We start from the raw sequence: 18,876 nt of genomic DNA, 5'->3' as shown, positions 1-18,876 counted from the left end.
CGATTCATTTTGGCGAAAACTATTTTTATATAAAAGAGGGAGTTACCAAGTTAATTGGAAACTCCCTCTTTTATAATGTTTGTTATTAATAACCATTTTTTATTATATCGTTTCTAGTATGGACTCTTGAAGAATAAAAAAGAAAGATTCATAATCAAATGGGAGAAATTACAAACCTCCACAAGATTGGCTCGTCCCTTTTGCTTGTTTTTTTGTTTGTTCCGCTCCTGTTTCTGTTGTAACAGACTCATATCCATAACCTGTAGAACTAATTTCCAAGCTTTCTTCTTGATTCTTGTTTGTAAGATTTTTATCATTATTGTTCTTTTCCATTGTCCCCCTCCTTCCATATATATAAATTATCTGCAATAATTCGTTTTTTATTTAAATATTTCAACATACCTTTTGATAACTAAATATTTAATTACTAACTCCATTGGAAATAAACTCTAGTTCATCACTAGAGTTTAACGTGATCGAGCCATAACACCACGAACCAAAATATGGATCATGGTTCAATGACTTAATCGTTTTTTCACATCATCAAATGACGGCATGCCTTTTTGTGCACCGTTAAATCCAGCGCCAGCATCGAACAGGAACATTTTGTTGCTGACAAAGCTCAAGTACTTTCTTAACTGTTTCTGGTAGAATTTCTAACTGAACGATGAAATTTACCTTTAATATCAACACTATTTCAAATTAATTTGGCAAAACCGTATGGCGGAGTAAAGAAAAACACTGCATTAGAATGAATCTTCTAATGCAGTGTTTTATTGTTTTCTATTGCTACTTTTCAAATACACTACGTAACGGGGGTCAGGCACCAAATGTCATCTTATAATACAGCTAGTCCCTTGAACAGTTCCACAGCTGTTTCAATGAGATTGTCCCTGAAGTCAAATTCGTAACTGTGCAGGTTCGGATAATCTTCACCGTTTCCAATATAGGTGTAGGCACCTTTTGTGAGTTTCGTGTAGTGACCGAAATCTTCGGAACCGCGGAATGCTTCAGATAACTCCAACATCTGATGCCCATTTTGTTTGCAGACCTGACGAATCTTGTTAGAGCTTTCTTTGTGATTAGAAGTTTCCGGGAATTCATCCTGATATTCGAAGCTCACTTTCAATCCATACTTCTCAGCTTCAGTCTTCGCAAAACCCTCTAGATTCTTCTGAAGTCTGTCCAGTTCATCCTCGTAAAGTGCACGAATGGTCATTCGAAGAGCACCCCTGCTGGCATTGACACCGAATGCTTTTGCACCAATGTCTACCTGAACAACTGTACAGAGAACTAACCCCCTATTGTTTGCAGGATCAATGAATCCAGGAATGGCATCAATTACTTTCGCAATTGCAAAGGCTGGATTTATTCCCTTCTCTGGTTCACTGGCGTGAGAAGGAACACCTTCCATATAGATGGTCATACCCTTGGAAGCGCAATGCGCTGTTCCATCGATGACATATACGGTATTGTATTTAAGACCACTCATACTATGCCAAGCAAAGATCTCATCAATGCTATTTTCCTTTATGAAAACAGAACACTGTGCAGCACCATCACCTGTTTCCTCAGCGTGCTGAAACAGGAAGAAGACATTATTGTCACAACCCTTCTGGTCAATTTCCAGAGCAAAACCGCAAAGGGTTGCAGCATGTCCATCATGTCCACATTTATGAGAAACTCCAGGATATTGGGAACCGTATGGCAGATCAATCACTTCGTCTATTGGAAGAGCATCGAAGTCCGCGCGGAATGCGACGTTTCTTCTTCCCACTTTGGAACGATAGATGGCATAAAACCAAAGGCCTCTATCAACGATCTCAAGATTTGTGTTTGCTTTAAGAAAATTAATCAAATGCTGTTTCGTCCAAACTTCATGATTTGATAATTCTGGATGAGCATGGAGCTCATGACGAAGCTGAATCGCCAATTCAAGATTTTTCTTTTCCAATTTCATTGCCTCCTCTAATAAAAGGTAATCCCTGGCTGTTCTAATATATTACTAGAGAAATTCCAGCAATCATTTTTAATGTAAAATTTTTTTGTTAAGGAGTAAAAAAATTTTTACCACCTACCTTTTTTATAGGTTGTTTAATTATTGATCCAATTTATTGCCGTATGCACAGCGACAGCTACTCCCCATGGTATAACGCCTTCGTCTAAGACGACATTCGGATTATGAAGGGGATAATTGCGATCTCCTAATCCGTTGGCACCCGCCCACATAAACATCGTAGGAACAAGATTACTAATATAGGAAAAATCTTCTGTACCGGATAATGGTTCATTGTTAACTTCGAGGTTATTTTCACCAATAACTTCTTTTATATATGGTGACATTTGTTCGCATAATTCTGCATGATTATATAACGAAGGTGTTGATAGGGTTTCAAGCTGATAGGTACCACGCATCATTTTCACCGTTCCATCAATGATTTCTGGGATTCTCTTAAATAGATGGTCCCTAACTACAGGATTTAACGTACGTAAGGTTGCATCGAGATGTGCGGAATCAGGAATAATATTTGCAGCCGTACCGCCACCCATCTTCCCAACAACAAGAACGGCTCTTTCACTTGGATCTATTTCTTTACCCACTAACGTATTTAATTGGCTGTAGATTGCGTTGATAATCATCAATGGATCAATGGCTTTTTGAGGTTCAGAACTATGTCCGCCTTTTCCTTGTACTTTTAGGAAAAAGCCATCTAATGATGAAGCAGCAATGCCTGGTTTATATCCGAATTTCCCCACTTCCAAGCCTGGATCAACATGAAGGGCAAGTGCTGCATCTACTTTTGGATTTTCCATTAACCCATTGGCCACCATATCCTTCGCTCCAGCGCCAATTTCCTCAGCTGGTTGAAACATGATTTTGACCGTTCCGTTGATTTCATTTTCTCTTTCCTTTAATAACTTTGCTGTACCGAGCATGAATGTCGTATGGATATCATGACCACAAGCATGCATAAATTCATTCGTCGATTTAAACGGCAAATCGGTATTTTCCTTTATAGGTAAAGCATCCATGTCTCCTCTTAACAAAAGAGTTTTTCCATTTCCCTTGCCAATAGTTACAACTAATCCTGCTTTCCCGACCTTTTTGGGCTCGAGCCCCATACCTTTTAATGTTTCTTTCACGTATGCGACTGTATTTGGTAAGTCAAATCCAAGTTCAGGATTTTCGTGAAGATGTCTCCGGTGTTTGATTAGTTCATCCTTGATCTCAACTGCGCTTGATAAAGTGTTAGCCATGTTTATCGTCTTATTCATAAAAATACCCCTTTCCATTTTTTAAATTATGCTACATCTTCATCCAATGAATTTTTAGAAAATTTAGGCTTCAATTTAATGGAAACGAAGAACAATCCGAATTGAACAACAGAAAGCACAATTAAAACATATAGTAATAATTCATAGGAATGGTTCATATTAAATATCGCACCTGATACGATCGGAGTGATCGCTGCACCTAATGATATAAATATTGATACTACCCCATATTTTGCACCAAATTCTAGCTCACCAAAAAGCGCTCCAGTAAGATAAGCAGGTGAAACAGTTACAGCCGTTGCACCTATACCTGAAAAAACGGTATAAAGAATGGCAGGTAATAGAATGTTCCCTTTCATCAGGAATATAAAACTTACCAAACTTCCTGTAGAAATAATAAGTAAGGTGGTGAATAATCCTAACTTGTCAAATAAGCGCCCGACCAGCAGCTTTCCGATGATCACCATTGCCGAACCTATTGATAATAGCAATACCGCTGTTTTGGCTGTGGCACCTATATCTGCTAAATATGGGGCAAGATTGATCAGCATACTATTAACCACAATGCCACCTACTAAGACGGCTAAACAAAGAGTCCAAAATGACACTGACTTAAGTGCTTGTCCTTGAGTTGTACCTGTTAATACATTCTTTTTCGTAGGATGTAAAGTTTTTGCCTCACCTAATGGCATTAAACCTTTATCAGTTGGACTTAATCTAATTACAAATACTGCAAATGGGACTAATACTATACCTATTAAAATCCCTAGAACAAGATAGGCTGATCTCCATCCGTAGGCTGTAATGAGCCAGTTAACTAAAGGACTCAGGATGACACCGCCGAAACCAGTCCCTGATAACGCTATACCCAAACATAATCCACGTTTATTATTAAACCAATTTGTGATAAGAACGGATGTTGGGATCATTGCTCCACCTGATAGGGATGCACCCATAAGTACTGCAAATAAATAAAAATGAATTAGTTTTGTTGAAAATGAAAAGCCAACAAATGCACTAGCTCCTATTAAGATAAATAATGTTAAATATATCCTAATGTCCATCTTTTTCATTAGTTTACCTGCTATAGGGCCTACAACCATTGCAGCTAAAGCCATAATCGTATAATACGTCATAAACTGGGACCTTTCGAATCCGAGTTCATTGGTAACAGGCAGAGTAAATAGTGAAACTAAGTTAGCAATCGGAGCATAAATTAACATCATAATCAAAAAAGTTGCTACTACAATCCACCAACCATAAAAAATCTTCCCCTTGTTGTTCACAACATACCATCCCCTTTTTTAATATTGTTAGCTGTACTGCCCTAAATCTATTTTAACTAAAAATAAAATCCCTCCTTTGATTCTCTCCTTGTAAGCGCTTCCTAGTATCATCGGCCAAAAAGAGACATTTTTCTTATGATTTTTTATTATGCAAATTTTGTGCCAACTTATCTTTCTTTTTTTATTTTGTCTGATTTTTGCTGTTAAATCCTATTATTCTTTAACTTTCAGCACTATAAACTTTATAATTAAGTAATGATAAGAATGTACATATTGTAAAAAAATTTTTACAGTAATTTATACATATTATTTTTTGTATATCCTTTTAACCAATCTTTTCTCGGATCCAACGGTGGGTGTATTCGGGACTTTATCTTATTCTAAAGTGCTTCTTCCTAAATTTATCATTAATAAAAATAAATTGAGCTATAAACGAAAAAGCAAGATTTATAGAGGGACCTCATTGTAAGATAACGAAATGCCCTGCACAGAAAAAGCAGGGCATTTTGTTTTTTCTTAAGAAACTCTCCTACATTTTTATAACATCTATAAAAATGTAGTAAGACATTTATTTTATTACCTAAACTGAGATCCGTCAGCTATGTGCTACTGGATTTTTCCTATTTTCAATACCTAAGATACAGTTCATTCTATTAAGTTAATAAACTCATCTAAATCTGATGCATTCGGACAGACTCAAACTTTTTTCTCCTTTACTTGTCCGAATGAGACCTGCATTCAGACTGGATCCATAAAAAAAGAGAGAAGTGCGATTAATACACCTCTCCCTTTAACCTCTTAAATTGCTTATCAAAAAACTATCAATCTTTGACATACCTCTGAGCTTGACATTACCTGAGCACACTAGCTTCCTTAAAAATCCCCTTTTACAAACACCGTCTTAATGGCCGTAAAGAATTCTTTGGCTGCTTCTCCCTGTTCGCGGGAACCTGTACTTGATGCTTTCATTCCACCGAACGGAGCTTGGAGTTCTACACCAGCACTTTCTGCATTGATTCTTACGAGACCTGCTTCAATATCATCGACGAAGCTCAATAAAGAATTGATGTTGGATGTAAAGATAGAAGCACTTAGGCCATATTTTGTATCATTTGCAAGTTCAATCGCTTCTTCTAATGAATCAGCTTTGATTAACGCGATGACTGGGCCAAAGATCTCCTCCTGGGCAATAGCCATTTGTGGTGTTACATTTTCAAAGATAGCTGGAGTAATATAAAATCCGTTCTTATATTCTTCTCCTTGTAAAACTTCACCGCCCAAGATTAGGGTTGCCCCTTCTTTTCTACCAATTCCAATATATTTTTGTACAGTGTTAAACTGCGCTTCACTTGCACATGGCCCCATCCAAATACCATCTTGTAAGCCATTACCCACTGTAATTTTTTTGGTTTCTTGGATCAGTTTTTCTTTAAATTCATCATAAACTGCTTTTTCCACAATAACCCTGCTTGAAGCCGTACATTTTTGCCCGGTTGAGCGAAAGCCTCCACTGATTACACCTTCAACCGCCAAGTCAAGATTAGCATCCTTGGCGACGATAACTGGATTTTTCCCACCCATTTCCATTTGGAATTTAATTCCGCGCTCTGTTGCTGCTCTGGCTACATTTTTACCAACGCCTTCAGATCCGGTAAAGGTAATCGCATTTAATAGAGGATGTTCAATTAGCGCCTGACCGATAACAGACCCTGAACCCGTGATAAAGTTCAACACACCTTCAGGAAGACCGGCTTTCACCAAGCAATCTACTACCTTAGCCGCAGTCACTGCTCCTTCCGTCGCCGGTTTAAGTACAATCGTGTTACCATATACAAGGGCAGGTGCGATTTTCCAAATAGGAATAGCCACTGGAAAGTTCCATGGAGTAATGATCCCAACTACACCAAGCGGTGACCGTTTTGTAAACATCAATGCATCTTTATCAGTAGAAGGAATAACATCTCCTTCTTTACGCATACCCTCGCTTGCATAATAGCGAAGAATGGCTACACCTCTTGCAGTTTCTCCTTTTGCTTCTGGAAGTGTTTTGCCCATTTCTCTTGTCATCATTTCAGCCACATCGTCAAGATTTTCTTCCAAGATATTAGCTGCCTTAAAAAGTAATTGTCCTCTAGCCGCTTGACCAAGCTTTCGCCACACTTTTTTTGCCCGATGTGCAGATTCTACCGCTTTGTCCAAATCCTCTTTTGTAGAATTTTGTACATATCCTACGATTTCCTCTTTATTGGCAGGATTAATACTTTTAATTACTTCTTGTGAGGCAGATTCTACCCACTCGTTATTGATAAAATTTTTATATGTTTTTGTTTTGTATATTGTTTGCATCATTTACATCCCCTTTTCTGTGAAGATAGATTCGCAAATAAACTGTTTTTTGATTAGATGAGTTATGTAGGTTTGCTGATAAGCCGTGCTCCCACCAACTCCAAAAAACCTATTAGAAAGTTGGTCCGATCCTCCAAATGCCAAAATCGTGCTGTTTCAAAATTTCAGCTTTTGTCAATTTACCAGATGAAACTTTCGTAATTTCATCAAAAATTCTCTCACCTACAGAATCAATTGACTCTTTTCCTTCGATAACCGTTCCGGCATTCAAATCAATGTTTTCTGACATTCTTTCAAAAATACCAGTATTGGTTGAGATTTTAATTACCGGAGCAATCGGAGAACCAGTAGGAGTCCCTCTTCCCGTTGTAAAAAGAACAACTTGAGCTCCGCCGGCCACCATTCCTGTCATCTGTTCAATATCGTGTCCTGGGGTATCCATCCAAACCAGGCCTTTTTTTGTAGGAGGCTCGGCATAGTCAATAATTTCTTGTAATGGTTTGCTTCCTGCTTTCGTAGCGGCACCTAAGGATTTTTCCTCTAGTGTGCTAAGACCGCCCTTTTTGTTTCCAGGGCTCGGATTTCCTGTTCGGATATCCACCCCCATTTGAAGAGAGCGGTTTTCCATCGCATGAATGATTTGATATGCCTTTTGGGCAACTTTATCATCCACTGCCCGCTCTGCTAATAAATGCTCGGCTCCAATTAACTCTGTCGTTTCAGCTAAAATGGCGGTTCCACCACGCTCAATAATCATATCGCTGACAAATCCAACAGCAGGATTCGCAGATAAACCGGAACAAGCATCAGATCCGCCGCATTCCGTTCCAATGACTAGTTCGCTAATATCACATAACTCTCTCATTTGTGCAGAAGCATCCTGCACCATTTTAGCTGCGATCTTTGCTCCTTCTGCAATCGCGGATAATGTACCGCCATGGTCTTGAATTGAAACCACTACAACAGGTTTATTGGTTTTGGCTAATTCTCCTGCCACACTTCTAGCTTGGTGTGTTTCACAGCCGAGACCTAGCACAACGACTCCGTATACATTGGGATTTGCCCCCATACCTACATACGTACGAAAGGTTTGCTCGTAATCTACTCCAACTTGAGCACAGCCATGCTGATGAATGAACGATACCGTTCCCGAAACCAATTCTGTAATCTGTTTAGCTGCTTGGGTTGCACATGTAATCGTTGGTAAAATTAACACATGATTCCGAACCCCAACTCTTCCATCCGCTCTTCTATATCCCCAGAATTTGTTGTTTGTTATTTCCAACTTGGTCACCTCTTCCACGTATTCCTTCAATATTATGAATATGAACATGTACCCCTGGTTCAATATCTTGAATGGCCCTGCCAATCACTTCACCGTATTTTACGATATTCGCTTCTTTAGAGATCAGGCTGATGGCAAACTTATGACCAAACTCAATATCCTTTTGTACTTTTACTGATACACTCTTATCTTGGCAAGTGAGTGTTACGATTGCATTCGCCGGAATATATTCCAGTGCCGTTGCGACATTATCAATTGGTTTAATCATCACAGCATTATAATTTTTATCCATTTTGTAAAGGCTCCCTCATCAATTTATTAATAAAGAGCAGCATGCTTATTAACCGGTGCCTTCACCGGATTGCTTAACACTCCAATTTTAGGAATTTCAATTTCGATTAAATCGCCATCCTGCAGCGTAAATTCATTTGGTGGAACGATACAGGTACCGGTTAACAGGACGGTCCCATCAAAAATCTCATTATCTCTTAAAAGATAAGAAACTAATTCGTCATATTTTCTTTTTAATTGATTCGTGTTAGCAAACCCTTCCACTACCTTTTGGCCATGACGATAAATTCTGCAAATAATGTCAAGCTGGTAAGGGTCTTCTACTGCGTCTGCAAGCAGAAGTGCAGGGCCAATGGCACAGGAATGCTTCCATATTTTTGCCTGAGGAAGGTAGAGCGGGTTTTCTCCTTCAATATCCCGGGAACTCATATCATTTCCAATCGTGTAAGCCAGAATTTCTCCCGTTTTATTGATGACGAGTCCCAGTTCTGGTTCAGGGATCTGCCAATTGGAGTCACTGCGGATATACACTTCAGCATTAGGACCTACTAATCTAGCAGCGGTCGATTTCAGGAAAAGCTCTGGGCGGTCTGCGTCATACACTTTATCGTAAAACGTCGTCGCATCGAGCTTTCCAGCTGTTGCTTCATAATTTCGGGCTTCTTTACTTTTTTCATACGTGACACCTGCTGCCCATACTTCCGGCGCTACGATGGGCGGGAGCAAGGAAAGTTCCGCTAACTTCACCCTCTCCGGCTGTTCCGCTTTGATCACTTCTTGAATAAGGGACAAAGGAGTCTGCTTGGTAGTCTGCGCGTACGCCACTAGTTCCATAAAATCCTGATATGCAAGGGGGTAAACCTCAGATTGATTAGTTAAAGCTGCTAAAACCGGGGTTCCCTTTTCATTTTGGTACCGAATAACCCGCATAACTCATTCTCCTTTTTCTGCTGAGTTTTATGAAATTTAGATTTAATATTCCGTCAAATTACATTAATAGACTAGGTAACCCCAGGGAAATTACCGGGATAAATGTAATCAGCAATAACGCGATGATTAAAACAATGTAAAAAGGGATAACTTCTTTTAAAAATTCCTCTATCTTTACATTTGCTGTAGAACAAACTGTAAAAATGGCTGTTCCTAATGGCGGGGTAATCGTCCCGATTCCAATATTAAATAAGAAGACCATTCCTAAATGGACAGGATCAATTCCATAAGCCTGACCCATCGGTATAATCAGCGGCGTTAAAATAACAATGGCGACATTTCCTTCGATAAACATCCCTAGGATTAATAAAAAGACATTCAAGATTAACAGAAAAGCAATTGGTGTACTTACCATATTCGTTACATATTGAGTGGCAACATGCGGAATTCTTTCCCAAGTAAGAATCCAGCCAAAAGCAGAACCTGCAGCAATAATAATTAAAATAGAGGCAGCAGTGGAAACAGATTCTTTAAGCGCTTCTTTTAAATGTGGAAGTTTCATTTCTCGATAAAATAAAAATCCAATCAATAATGCATAGACGATCGCCACGGCTCCCGCTTCAGTAGGTGTAAAAACACCGATACGGATCCCGCCAATGATGATGACTGGCAGTAATAGGGCGAGAATGGCATTCTTCGAAGCAACGGCCACTTCTTTAGGCCGTGCCATTTTTTCTCTAGTGGGAAGATAACCCCTTTTTTTAGCAACGATATGAACGGCAATCATCATGAGCACACATGTCATCAAGCCAGGAACAACTCCAGCCATGAATAGCTTACCAATCGAAACATTTCCGATATAGCCATATAAGATCATACCAATCCCCGGGGGAATTAATGGTGTGATAAGGGACGATGCGCCAATGACAGATGCAGAAAAGCCAGGAGCGTATCCCTTTTTAATCATTTCGGGATGCATCATTTTCGCTTGCATCGCCGCATCTGCTAAACCAGATCCTGATAGTCCTCCCATGATCGTACTTAACACGACACTAACCTGAGCCATTCCTCCAGGAAGATGTCCGGTAATCACTTCAGCAAAATCGGCGATTCGGCGAGTAATTCCCGTATAGTTCATTAACACGCCGGCAACGACGAAGAAGGGGATAGCAAGAAGTGGGACAGATTCTATTCCGGCAATCATTCTTTGAGCGAGCAGCATTGGCTCTATATCTACAGAAAGTAAAAAATAGAGTAAACAGCTTCCGATGATCGCGTAGGCGACTGGAATACCTAACAAAAACAGCGTTAATAAGGAAATGGATGTAACCGCGACTGTCATAGTTTCGCCTCCTCCTGGGATGCAGTCTGATATCCTTTTATTTGCCCTTCATTGATTTTAACTTGTTGCTTCATCTTACCAATGCGAGAAATAATATGAATCGCCGAGAATATTCCACATAAAACCACAGCTACATCAATGTAGATATAACTAACTCTGAGTACAGGAGTTAATCTCGTTGCCGCCTGTGCTGTCAACTGACTACCTAAGTAAACAAAGACGAATAAACTAATAAAAGTAAGAACAATTTCCTTAAACAAATCGGCGATTCTCTTTATTGAGGGATTTAGTTTTTCTACAAAATACTCTATGCCAACATGTCCATTTTCTTTTTCGACAACACTTGCACCGAGAAAGGTAAACCAAACGAATAAAGCCAAGGTCATCTCTTCCGTCCATTGTAATGGTTCCCCTAATACAAACCGCATAAATACTCCGACGACAGAAACGCTAATAATTAAAACCAGGGAAATGGAGGCGAATATGCTATCTAAATTTACTATCCAACGACCAAGTTGTTTCACCATTTGTTCTTTCACCCCTTTAGTTGACTATGTATCCAATACGTTACAACCGGCATAATCCATTAATAAGGAACAAGGAGGTCATATAGTGGGATGGTAACGGTCATTCCATCCCACACACCCTATTATTCTTTAATAATCTTTTGAATCTTATCGTACAATCCAGGGCTCCACTCATCCATTTCTTTATATACAGCCTTAGTAGCTTCTTTGAAGGCTGCTTTGTCCGGCTCAACAATTTCTACCCCAGCATCTTTTAAGTCCTTCAGTACAGATACCTCTGATTCTTTCACTTTTTTCTCCATAAACTTACCAGATTCATCTCCAGTTTCCTTCAACACTTTCGCGACATCATCAGGCAGTGATTCCATATAAGACTGACCGGCGATCCACTGGATAATCATATTCGTATGTGCTGTTAAAGAAAGGAATTTCGCTTTCTCGTAAACTTTGGACCCAAGGATAACAGGAAGCGGGTTTTCCATTCCATCTATAACACCCTGAGCGATAGATGGATAAACCTCTCCAAGTGGCAGCGGAGTAGCCGTTGCCCCCATTTTCTCCATGATTTTAATCGCTAACGGATTACTCGGGACACGTACTTTAAGCCCTTTTAAATCCTTCGGTTCCTTCACTGGTTTCGTCGTGATTAATTGACGGTCGCCATATATCCATTTTGTCGTGACGATATGGATGCCTTCTTTTTGTAAATCCTTTTCTAAGCCTTTAAACCAATCGCTGTCCGTTACTTTAAACAAATCCTCATAGCTGTCAGTTAAATATGGTGCAGAAAGGACTCCTATATCTGGAACGTAGTCCATTAAAAAGCTGGCATCGGCAATATGAATAATATTGGCGCCTGTTTTCATCTGTTCAATAACATCCTGCTTTGAACCAAGCTGGGAACTAGGATAAAGCTCCACTTTAATTTTCCCCTTACTTTTTTCCTCAGCAAGCCTCTTCCATTCCTGCGCAGCTAAATCTAGCGGCTCACCAGGCTGATTTTCATAGCCGATTTTAACGGTATAGACATCCTTCTCCTTTGAGGCAGTTTTAGATTTCCCACACCCTGCTAATACCATCGAAATACACAAACATAAGACTAATAGAATTACTGAACCCCTTTTTTTCATCTTTTCTCCCCCTAATGAAATAATAGTTTTCCATTGTAACCCCTTACATTTGTTCGGTAATTGAACATTTAATTCTGCTTGGTGACTGATTGCTTTTGCTCTTCGGTTTTTACTAACGGAAAGGTCAGCTGGTTTGTTAACACACCAAGCTTCTCAATCTTAATCGTTACTTCATCTCCATCTGTCAGCCAATCCTGTTCATGTTGCGGGAGACCCAGTATTACTCCTTCTGGTGTTCCAGTGATAATCAGATCACCTGGCTCCAGCGTTATATAGGTAGAAATATAACTAATAATCTCATCGCAATAAAAAATCATGTCAGCTGTATTGGAAGATTGTCTAACCTTTCCATTAACAATCGTTTCTATTTTCAGTCGATTTGGGTCGCCGACTTCATCTGCAGTCACAAGATAAGGTCCAACCGGACAAAAACCATCACAAGCTTTTCCTAAAAGCCATTGATTCGTGCGGAATTGAAGATCTCTTGCCGATAAATCATTAGCATTGCAATAACCCGCCACATAATCTAACGCACTTTCCTTCGGCACCCCTTTGGCTTCTTTTCCAATCACGATTCCAAGTTCTGCTTCAAAATCAACTTGCTTTGCATCGGCGGGAATCTCCACTTTTTGGCCATGTCCTGCAAGGGAATTGCCATACTTGTTAAATAGTACAGGGGTTTTAGGCGGTTCCATTTTCGATTCTTCCGCATGCTTTCGATAATTTAGGCCCACACAAATGATTTTTGCACTTTTAGGTACACATGGCCCATATTCAATCTGATTTTCCTGGAGCAAGAAATCACTGTTATCTTTGTTAGAATTGACAAAATGTTGAAAAATTTCTTTAGAGTCTTCATCTGTATGTAACCACTGTTCTAAAGAAAGAGGAATTTTATGAGGTTCATTAGCTGTTTCCCACGCTTTGACAATATCTACTATACCCGCATCTGTTTTCACACCAAATTTAGATTCATCATTCGAACTAACTTTATAATTTACTAGTTTCATATTGATCACCTTCCCATATTGGTATTAAGCATTTTTTCCAAATGTCACGCCACCATCAATATACAGTGGGGAACCCATCATAAACTTCGATTCATCCGATGCAAGGAATAGAGCTGCTTTTGCCACATCATCCGGACGACCTAAATCTCCACTTAGCTGTCTTTTTCTAATGCCATTTAATCCTTCTTCATAATCGTCATAAGAGTTTTTCAAAAAGTCTTCAACAAAAGGAGTAAGGATTGTCCCTGGTAAAAGAGCGTTCACTCTAATGTTGTAAGGGGCATAATCGACCTGCATCGATTTTGATAATGAGAGAATGGCTCCTTTTGTTGCAGAGTAAGAGGCTCTGCGCGCTAGGCCAATTTCAGCAATACAAGAGGACATGTTAATGATGGTACCCCCTTGCTGCTGCATCATGTGCGGCAGCGCATACTTACATGGCAAGAAGACGCCTTTTATGTTGACATTTACCACCCGATCCCATAATTCCTCACTTGTTTCATGCACTGCCCCAACACCGGATATCCCAGCATTATTAAACAGAACATCGATCCTGCCTTTGTCTTCCACCACCTGACTAATCATTCGTTCTACATCCGTGGCATTTGTTACATCTGCTTGAATAAATGCTGCTTCACCACCTGATTCGATGATTTCCTCCACAGTCTCATTTCCTGCATTACTCGATAAATCATTCACGATTACATAGGCGCCTTCTTTCGCAAAAACAATAGCGGTCGCTTTGCCAATCCCTGAACCAGCTCCGGTAATTAAAATTACTTTATTTTTTAATCTCACTCCGCTCCCTCTTTCATCAAAATTTAATTGAAGCCACAAATCCAGCTCTTAAAGAAATTTCTTTTGCTAAATTTATAATTTCTGCCTGAGCTTTCTCCTTTTTCTCGTCCCACTTAGAAATCGGCACCGTCGCACTAACGGAAGCAATTATTCTGTTTTCATGATTTATAATCGGAGCGGCGACACAATAAAAATTCTCCACAGCCTCTTGGTATTCCATAAAAAACCCATTTTCCTTGACACTCATAATTTGTTCCCATAGCTCGGCTAAATTTCTAACCGTATATTGTGTCTTCGGTTTCAGGGAATCTTCCGGATATAATCCTTTAAATTCCTCGTACGTAAATTGGGAAAGCTGAACCTTTCCCATAGCTGTGGCATGGGCTGGGTATCTCATTCCTGGGTTGGTGGTAATACTCACGGGAGATGATCCCACTTTTTTTGCAAGGTACACAATTTCCGTACCATCCAGTATGGAAAGCTGAAGGGTTTCATCCAACCTCTCAAGCGTTGGAAGCGCTGTCAAATTAAACGTTTCAATAAAATCAAACTGTTTAAAATACAAAGGGGAAAGCATTCCTAGTCTTGTTCCAAGGGAATATGTACCATCCTTCTCTTTCTTCACCCAATTTAATATCTCCAAAGTATTTAATAGGGAAAACATCGAACTTTTATTAATGTTTAATTCATTAGCGATATCAATCAATCGATATTTTTCCGGGTGGTGAGCAATCATATCTACTATGTTATCGACACGTTCAATTGCTGGAACCCAATACTTTTTCTCCATGTCACCAAGATCCTTTCAATTCCGTCGGTTTATTATAGTAAACCCAGTTTTATAATTAATCTAAAAAATATACTTGGTTTATTAGGATAAACCAAGTTTTATATTTTCTATACATTTAATATATCATGGAGGTTTTCACTACGCAAGTAGCGTATTTTAAATTTTCCGAATAATTTCAATACCTCTCAAAAAAAGTGCCTGACACCCAATGTATTAACTCATCGGGTGTCAGGCACCAAAAAAAAATTATAGATTTTTCTTTTAACCATTCATACAAGGTAATTATTAATCTTTAATATTTAAAATAATAACTAGTCCTTTAATGAACAACGTCCAATTAGAACAATAATTTCTTGTGCTTTTGTATCCACGTAATCCGCAGCTTTTCTGTACCACTGCTCATCAATAGCTAAATCTCTTTCCACATCCTCACCTTTTTCGTAGAGCTTGCTAAGGCAAATAATAGAATACTTGATTAAGCGAGTAATAAGTTAAACTCATAAGGTAACCCCAGTCAGCCCAGGTCCATTGGAGACCATGGGGATGGTTCTTTTATGTGCAAATTCTTAGCTTCCGTGCTTAGTCACGCCACGAAGTTTGATAGATTGTCGATAAGATGACCATGGGGAGTTCTGGGGAGTTCCGACAATTTTTTTCATTTTTCTTATTGCTATTTATTTTAGATGCTGATAATATAAAAAGTGCGTAATTTGGAAAGCGAATATTCAATATGTCGGGATCTTTCCAAGCAGATAACTTTTGACCACTTCCTCAAGGAAGTTAAGGCCATACGGACAGCCGGGTCAAATGCCGAATGGCAACTTTAGTTGCCTTATTGATTGAGTTAAAAGCTCAAATTTTATAAGTTGGTTACTTTACAACCAGTGCATATGCACACAACTTGTGAAACGGTCAATAAGAGTGGTAAAAGTGATTATTTGCTATATAGACTCTGATCCTATTATGATATATTTTGAATATTATAGAGCTTCCTTACAAATGTCCTCGGACCTTTATGGTGAAAGTATACATATGATTTTCATTACGGTATACTTATGCTTTTTTAATATTGATGATTATATCGAAAGCAAGTGTTGTGCGCGATTATGCGCTTTGCACTTGCTTTTTTTGTTGCGTTTCAACAGTTTTTTTTAGGGGTTATGACAATAATTATTATCGTTCAGACCATTGAAATATTGTTATAGAACTCCTCTTTGCACGGTCAAAAGTCTATTAAGTTAGGAGATAAGAAAATGGGAAAAGCGCTTATTATTGGTTGTGGTGGAGTGGCATCAGTAGCCATCCATAAATGTGTTCAAAACAGTGAGGTATTTGAAGAGATTTGTATCGCAAGTCGGACAAAGTCCAAATGTGATGACTTAAAAGCCAAACTAGATGGCGGCAAAACGAAAATTACAACTGCACAGGTTGATGCAAACAATGTTGATGAGTTGATTGCTTTAATTGAAGAAGTAAAACCAGATATCGTGATGAACTTAGCATTACCGTATCAGGATTTAACGATCATGGATGCTTGTCTGGCTACAAAAACAAACTATATGGATACAGCAAACTATGAGCCAGAAGATACGGCGAAATTTGAATACAAATGGCAATGGGACTATCGCGAACGGTTTGAAAAGGCTGGTATTACGGCTCTTTTAGGAAGCGGCTTTGACCCTGGTGTAACAGGCGTATTCTCTGCCCATGCGCTTAAACATCACTTTGATGAAATCGAGTACATCGACATCCTTGACTGTAATGGCGGGGATCATGGCTATCCTTTCGCGACTAATTTCAATCCGGAAATCAATATCCGCGAGGTTTCTGCTAACGGAAGATATTGGGAAAACGGTGAGTGGATCGAAACCGAGCCAATGGAAATCAAACGCGTCTATAACTTCCCTGAAGTTGGCGAGAAAGATATGTACTTGCTTTACCATGAAGAACTTGAATCTCTTGCTGTAAACATCCCAGGCATTAAGCGGATCCGTTTCTTCATGACATTTGGCCAAAGCTACATTACTCACCTAAAATGTCTTGAGAATGTTGGCATGACTTCCATTGAGCCCATTGAATATGAAGGAAAACAAATCATTCCACTTCAATTCTTGAAGGCTATGCTACCAGATCCAGCTTCACTTGGACCTCGTACAGTTGGTAAAACAAACATCGGCTGTATCTTTAGAGGTAAAAAGGACGGAAAAGAGAAATCTTATTACGTTTACAATGTTTGTGACCACCAAGAATGCTATAAAGAAGTCGGTTCTCAAGCCATTTCTTATACAACAGGTGTTCCTGCGATGATCGGTGCGATGATGCTGATGACTGGTAAATGGAACAAACCAGGTGTATTCAATATTGAAGAATTTGATCCAGATCCATTCATGGACGCATTAAACAAATGGGGACTTCCATGGCAAGAAGACTTATATCCAGAGCTAGTAGATTCTGAGCCTATTAAGGTAAAAGAGCCGGAGCTTGTTCGTTAAGATGCGGTTTGAGGAATTACCAACACCCTGTTATGTAGTCGATGAAGGTCTTGTCGAAAAAAATCTAAAGATCCTGAACGGAGTCATGGAACGGACAGGAGCTAAGATTGTTTTGGCGCAAAAAGCATTTTCTATGACAACCATGTATCCTCTCATTGGAAAGTATTTAAGTGGCACAACCGCAAGCGGCTTGTACGAGGCACGTCTAGGTTACGAGGAAATGGGCAAAGAGAATCATGTCTTTGCCCCTGCCTATCGTGAGGATGAAATCGATGAAATTGTATCCATTTCCGACCATATTATCTTTAATTCCTTCTCACAGCTGGAAAAATTTAAAGATAAAGCTCTTCAAGCTGGTTGTAAAGTAGGCTTGCGCATCAATCCTGAATGCTCCACACAAATTGGGCATGCCATCTATGACCCATGTTCACCGGGTTCTAGGTTTGGTGTAACAAAAAAGCATTTTCGTCCCGATTTGCTTGATGGCGTTTCAGGTCTGCATTTTCACACTCTTTGTCAGCAAAACTCGGACGACTTAGAAACCACTCTTCATGCAGTGGAAGAAAAGTTTGGTGAATGGCTCCCGCAAATGGAATGGATCAACTTTGGCGGCGGTCATCATATTACAAGAGAAGATTATGATATTCCAAGATTAGAAGCGTGTATTAAGAGAATGCAAGATAACTATGGTTTAGAAGTCTATCTTGAGCCGGGAGAAGCGATTGCTCTCAATGCAGGTTACTTGATAACGTCTGTTCTTGATCTCCATCAAAACGAATTGGAGATTGCGATTCTTGACACGTCTGCCACCTGCCATATGCCTGATGTATTGGAAATGCCTTATCGTCCCCCGCTTTTTGGATCAGGGGAAGCTGGCGAGAAGCCATTTACCTATCGACTTGGCGGGCAAACCTGCCTGACAGGCGATGTCATCGGAGATTATTCTTTTGATCAGCCATTAAAGAGCGGCGACCGCTTAGTTTTCGGTGATATGGCGATTTATACGATGGTCAAAAACACCACTTTTAACGGCATGCCCTTACCGGCCATCGCTATTCAAGATAAAGATGGAGATTGTCGTGTCGTGCGTGAATTTGGCTATCAAGATTTTAAGATGCGACTAGCTTAAAATAATAGTAGAAATGATGATTTGTGATGGGAAGTACGTTTTCGAAGATGTTGCTTCCCTTATCTGAATATCTATGGAAAAAACCAGATTCTAAAATAAGAGTCTGGTTTTTTTCGATAAAAATAATCTGAATTATTTTTGAACATTTAATATTTAAATAGTTTTGCGGAGATAATACGTTATAATATAAAAAAAACGGTAAAAAGAAGATGATATTTTGTTATGTAAGAGCCTAGAGTTCAAA

16 protein-coding genes are annotated in these 18,876 nt (G+C 39.3%); 2 read left to right on the top strand and 14 right to left on the bottom strand.

Features of this window, described 5'->3' with window-relative positions; all coding sequences use genetic code 11:
• Positions 1–168: 168 nt before the first annotated feature.
• From J7E67_RS18480 to J7E67_RS18415, 14 genes are all read right to left on the bottom strand, one after another.
• On the bottom strand, positions 169–333 hold the full coding sequence (locus J7E67_RS18480) for a hypothetical protein (protein WP_214718367.1): 165 nt from the start codon (positions 331–333) through the stop codon (positions 169–171).
• A 505-nt stretch (positions 334–838) separates the two neighbouring features.
• Positions 839–1,954: a M20 metallopeptidase family protein gene (locus J7E67_RS18475; RefSeq protein WP_214718368.1), complete on the bottom strand. Its 1,116-nt coding sequence runs from the start codon at positions 1,952–1,954 to the stop codon at positions 839–841.
• A 140-nt stretch (positions 1,955–2,094) separates the two neighbouring features.
• Complete coding sequence (locus J7E67_RS18470) at positions 2,095–3,276, bottom strand: M20 metallopeptidase family protein (RefSeq protein ID WP_214718369.1); 1,182 nt, start codon at positions 3,274–3,276, stop codon at positions 2,095–2,097.
• Between the two features lie 26 nt (positions 3,277–3,302).
• Positions 3,303–4,562, bottom strand: coding sequence for an MFS transporter (locus J7E67_RS18465; RefSeq protein WP_214718371.1), 1,260 nt, complete (start codon positions 4,560–4,562; stop codon positions 3,303–3,305).
• 873 nt (positions 4,563–5,435) lie between these two features.
• Entirely contained in the window at positions 5,436–6,908 is a 1,473-nt protein-coding gene (gene gucD / locus J7E67_RS18460) for an alpha-ketoglutaric semialdehyde dehydrogenase GucD (protein ID WP_214713683.1), read from the bottom strand.
• Positions 6,909–7,020: 112 nt separating this feature from the next.
• Positions 7,021–8,187, bottom strand: a complete 1,167-nt coding sequence (locus tag J7E67_RS18455) for a UxaA family hydrolase (protein WP_308160493.1) — start codon at positions 8,185–8,187, stop codon at positions 7,021–7,023.
• The gene (locus J7E67_RS18450; RefSeq protein WP_214713643.1) at positions 8,159–8,485 is read right to left on the bottom strand and encodes a UxaA family hydrolase; all 327 of its coding nucleotides are present in this window, start codon (positions 8,483–8,485) and stop codon (positions 8,159–8,161) included. Before J7E67_RS18450 ends, J7E67_RS18455 begins: the two co-directional genes overlap by 29 nt.
• Before the next feature lie 26 nt (positions 8,486–8,511).
• Positions 8,512–9,414: a fumarylacetoacetate hydrolase family protein gene (locus J7E67_RS18445; RefSeq protein ID WP_214713645.1), complete on the bottom strand. Its 903-nt coding sequence runs from the start codon at positions 9,412–9,414 to the stop codon at positions 8,512–8,514.
• 58 nt (positions 9,415–9,472) lie between these two features.
• A complete protein-coding gene (locus J7E67_RS18440) occupies positions 9,473–10,756 on the bottom strand; it encodes a TRAP transporter large permease (RefSeq protein ID WP_214713647.1) in 1,284 nt (427 codons plus the stop codon).
• Positions 10,753–11,283, bottom strand: a complete 531-nt coding sequence (locus J7E67_RS18435; RefSeq protein ID WP_214713649.1) for a TRAP transporter small permease — start codon at positions 11,281–11,283, stop codon at positions 10,753–10,755. Before J7E67_RS18435 ends, J7E67_RS18440 begins: the two co-directional genes overlap by 4 nt.
• Before the next feature lie 122 nt (positions 11,284–11,405).
• Positions 11,406–12,413, bottom strand: a complete 1,008-nt coding sequence (locus tag J7E67_RS18430; RefSeq protein ID WP_214713652.1) for a C4-dicarboxylate TRAP transporter substrate-binding protein — start codon at positions 12,411–12,413, stop codon at positions 11,406–11,408.
• Positions 12,414–12,481: 68 nt separating this feature from the next.
• A complete protein-coding gene (locus J7E67_RS18425) occupies positions 12,482–13,423 on the bottom strand; it encodes a fumarylacetoacetate hydrolase family protein (protein WP_214713654.1) in 942 nt (313 codons plus the stop codon).
• 24 nt (positions 13,424–13,447) lie between these two features.
• A complete protein-coding gene (locus J7E67_RS18420; RefSeq protein WP_214713656.1) occupies positions 13,448–14,221 on the bottom strand; it encodes an SDR family NAD(P)-dependent oxidoreductase in 774 nt (257 codons plus the stop codon).
• Between the two features lie 16 nt (positions 14,222–14,237).
• Positions 14,238–15,011: an IclR family transcriptional regulator gene (locus J7E67_RS18415; protein ID WP_214713658.1), complete on the bottom strand. Its 774-nt coding sequence runs from the start codon at positions 15,009–15,011 to the stop codon at positions 14,238–14,240.
• A 1,253-nt stretch (positions 15,012–16,264) separates the two neighbouring features.
• Here J7E67_RS18415 and J7E67_RS18410 point away from each other — a divergent pair.
• Together J7E67_RS18410 and nspC are read left to right on the top strand one after the other, a co-directional pair.
• The gene (locus J7E67_RS18410; protein ID WP_214713660.1) at positions 16,265–17,503 is read left to right on the top strand and encodes a saccharopine dehydrogenase family protein; all 1,239 of its coding nucleotides are present in this window, start codon (positions 16,265–16,267) and stop codon (positions 17,501–17,503) included.
• 1 nt (position 17,504) lies between these two features.
• Positions 17,505–18,632 (top strand): carboxynorspermidine decarboxylase, encoded by a 1,128-nt coding sequence (gene nspC / locus J7E67_RS18405; protein ID WP_214713685.1) that lies wholly within the window; start codon positions 17,505–17,507, stop codon positions 18,630–18,632.
• The last annotated feature ends 244 nt before the right edge of the window (positions 18,633–18,876 follow it).

The sequence above is a fragment of the Bacillus sp. ISL-46 genome (assembly GCF_018613205.1).
Note: the sequence above shows the minus strand (reverse complement) of the source record. Positions and strands in the feature narration are given on the sequence as shown.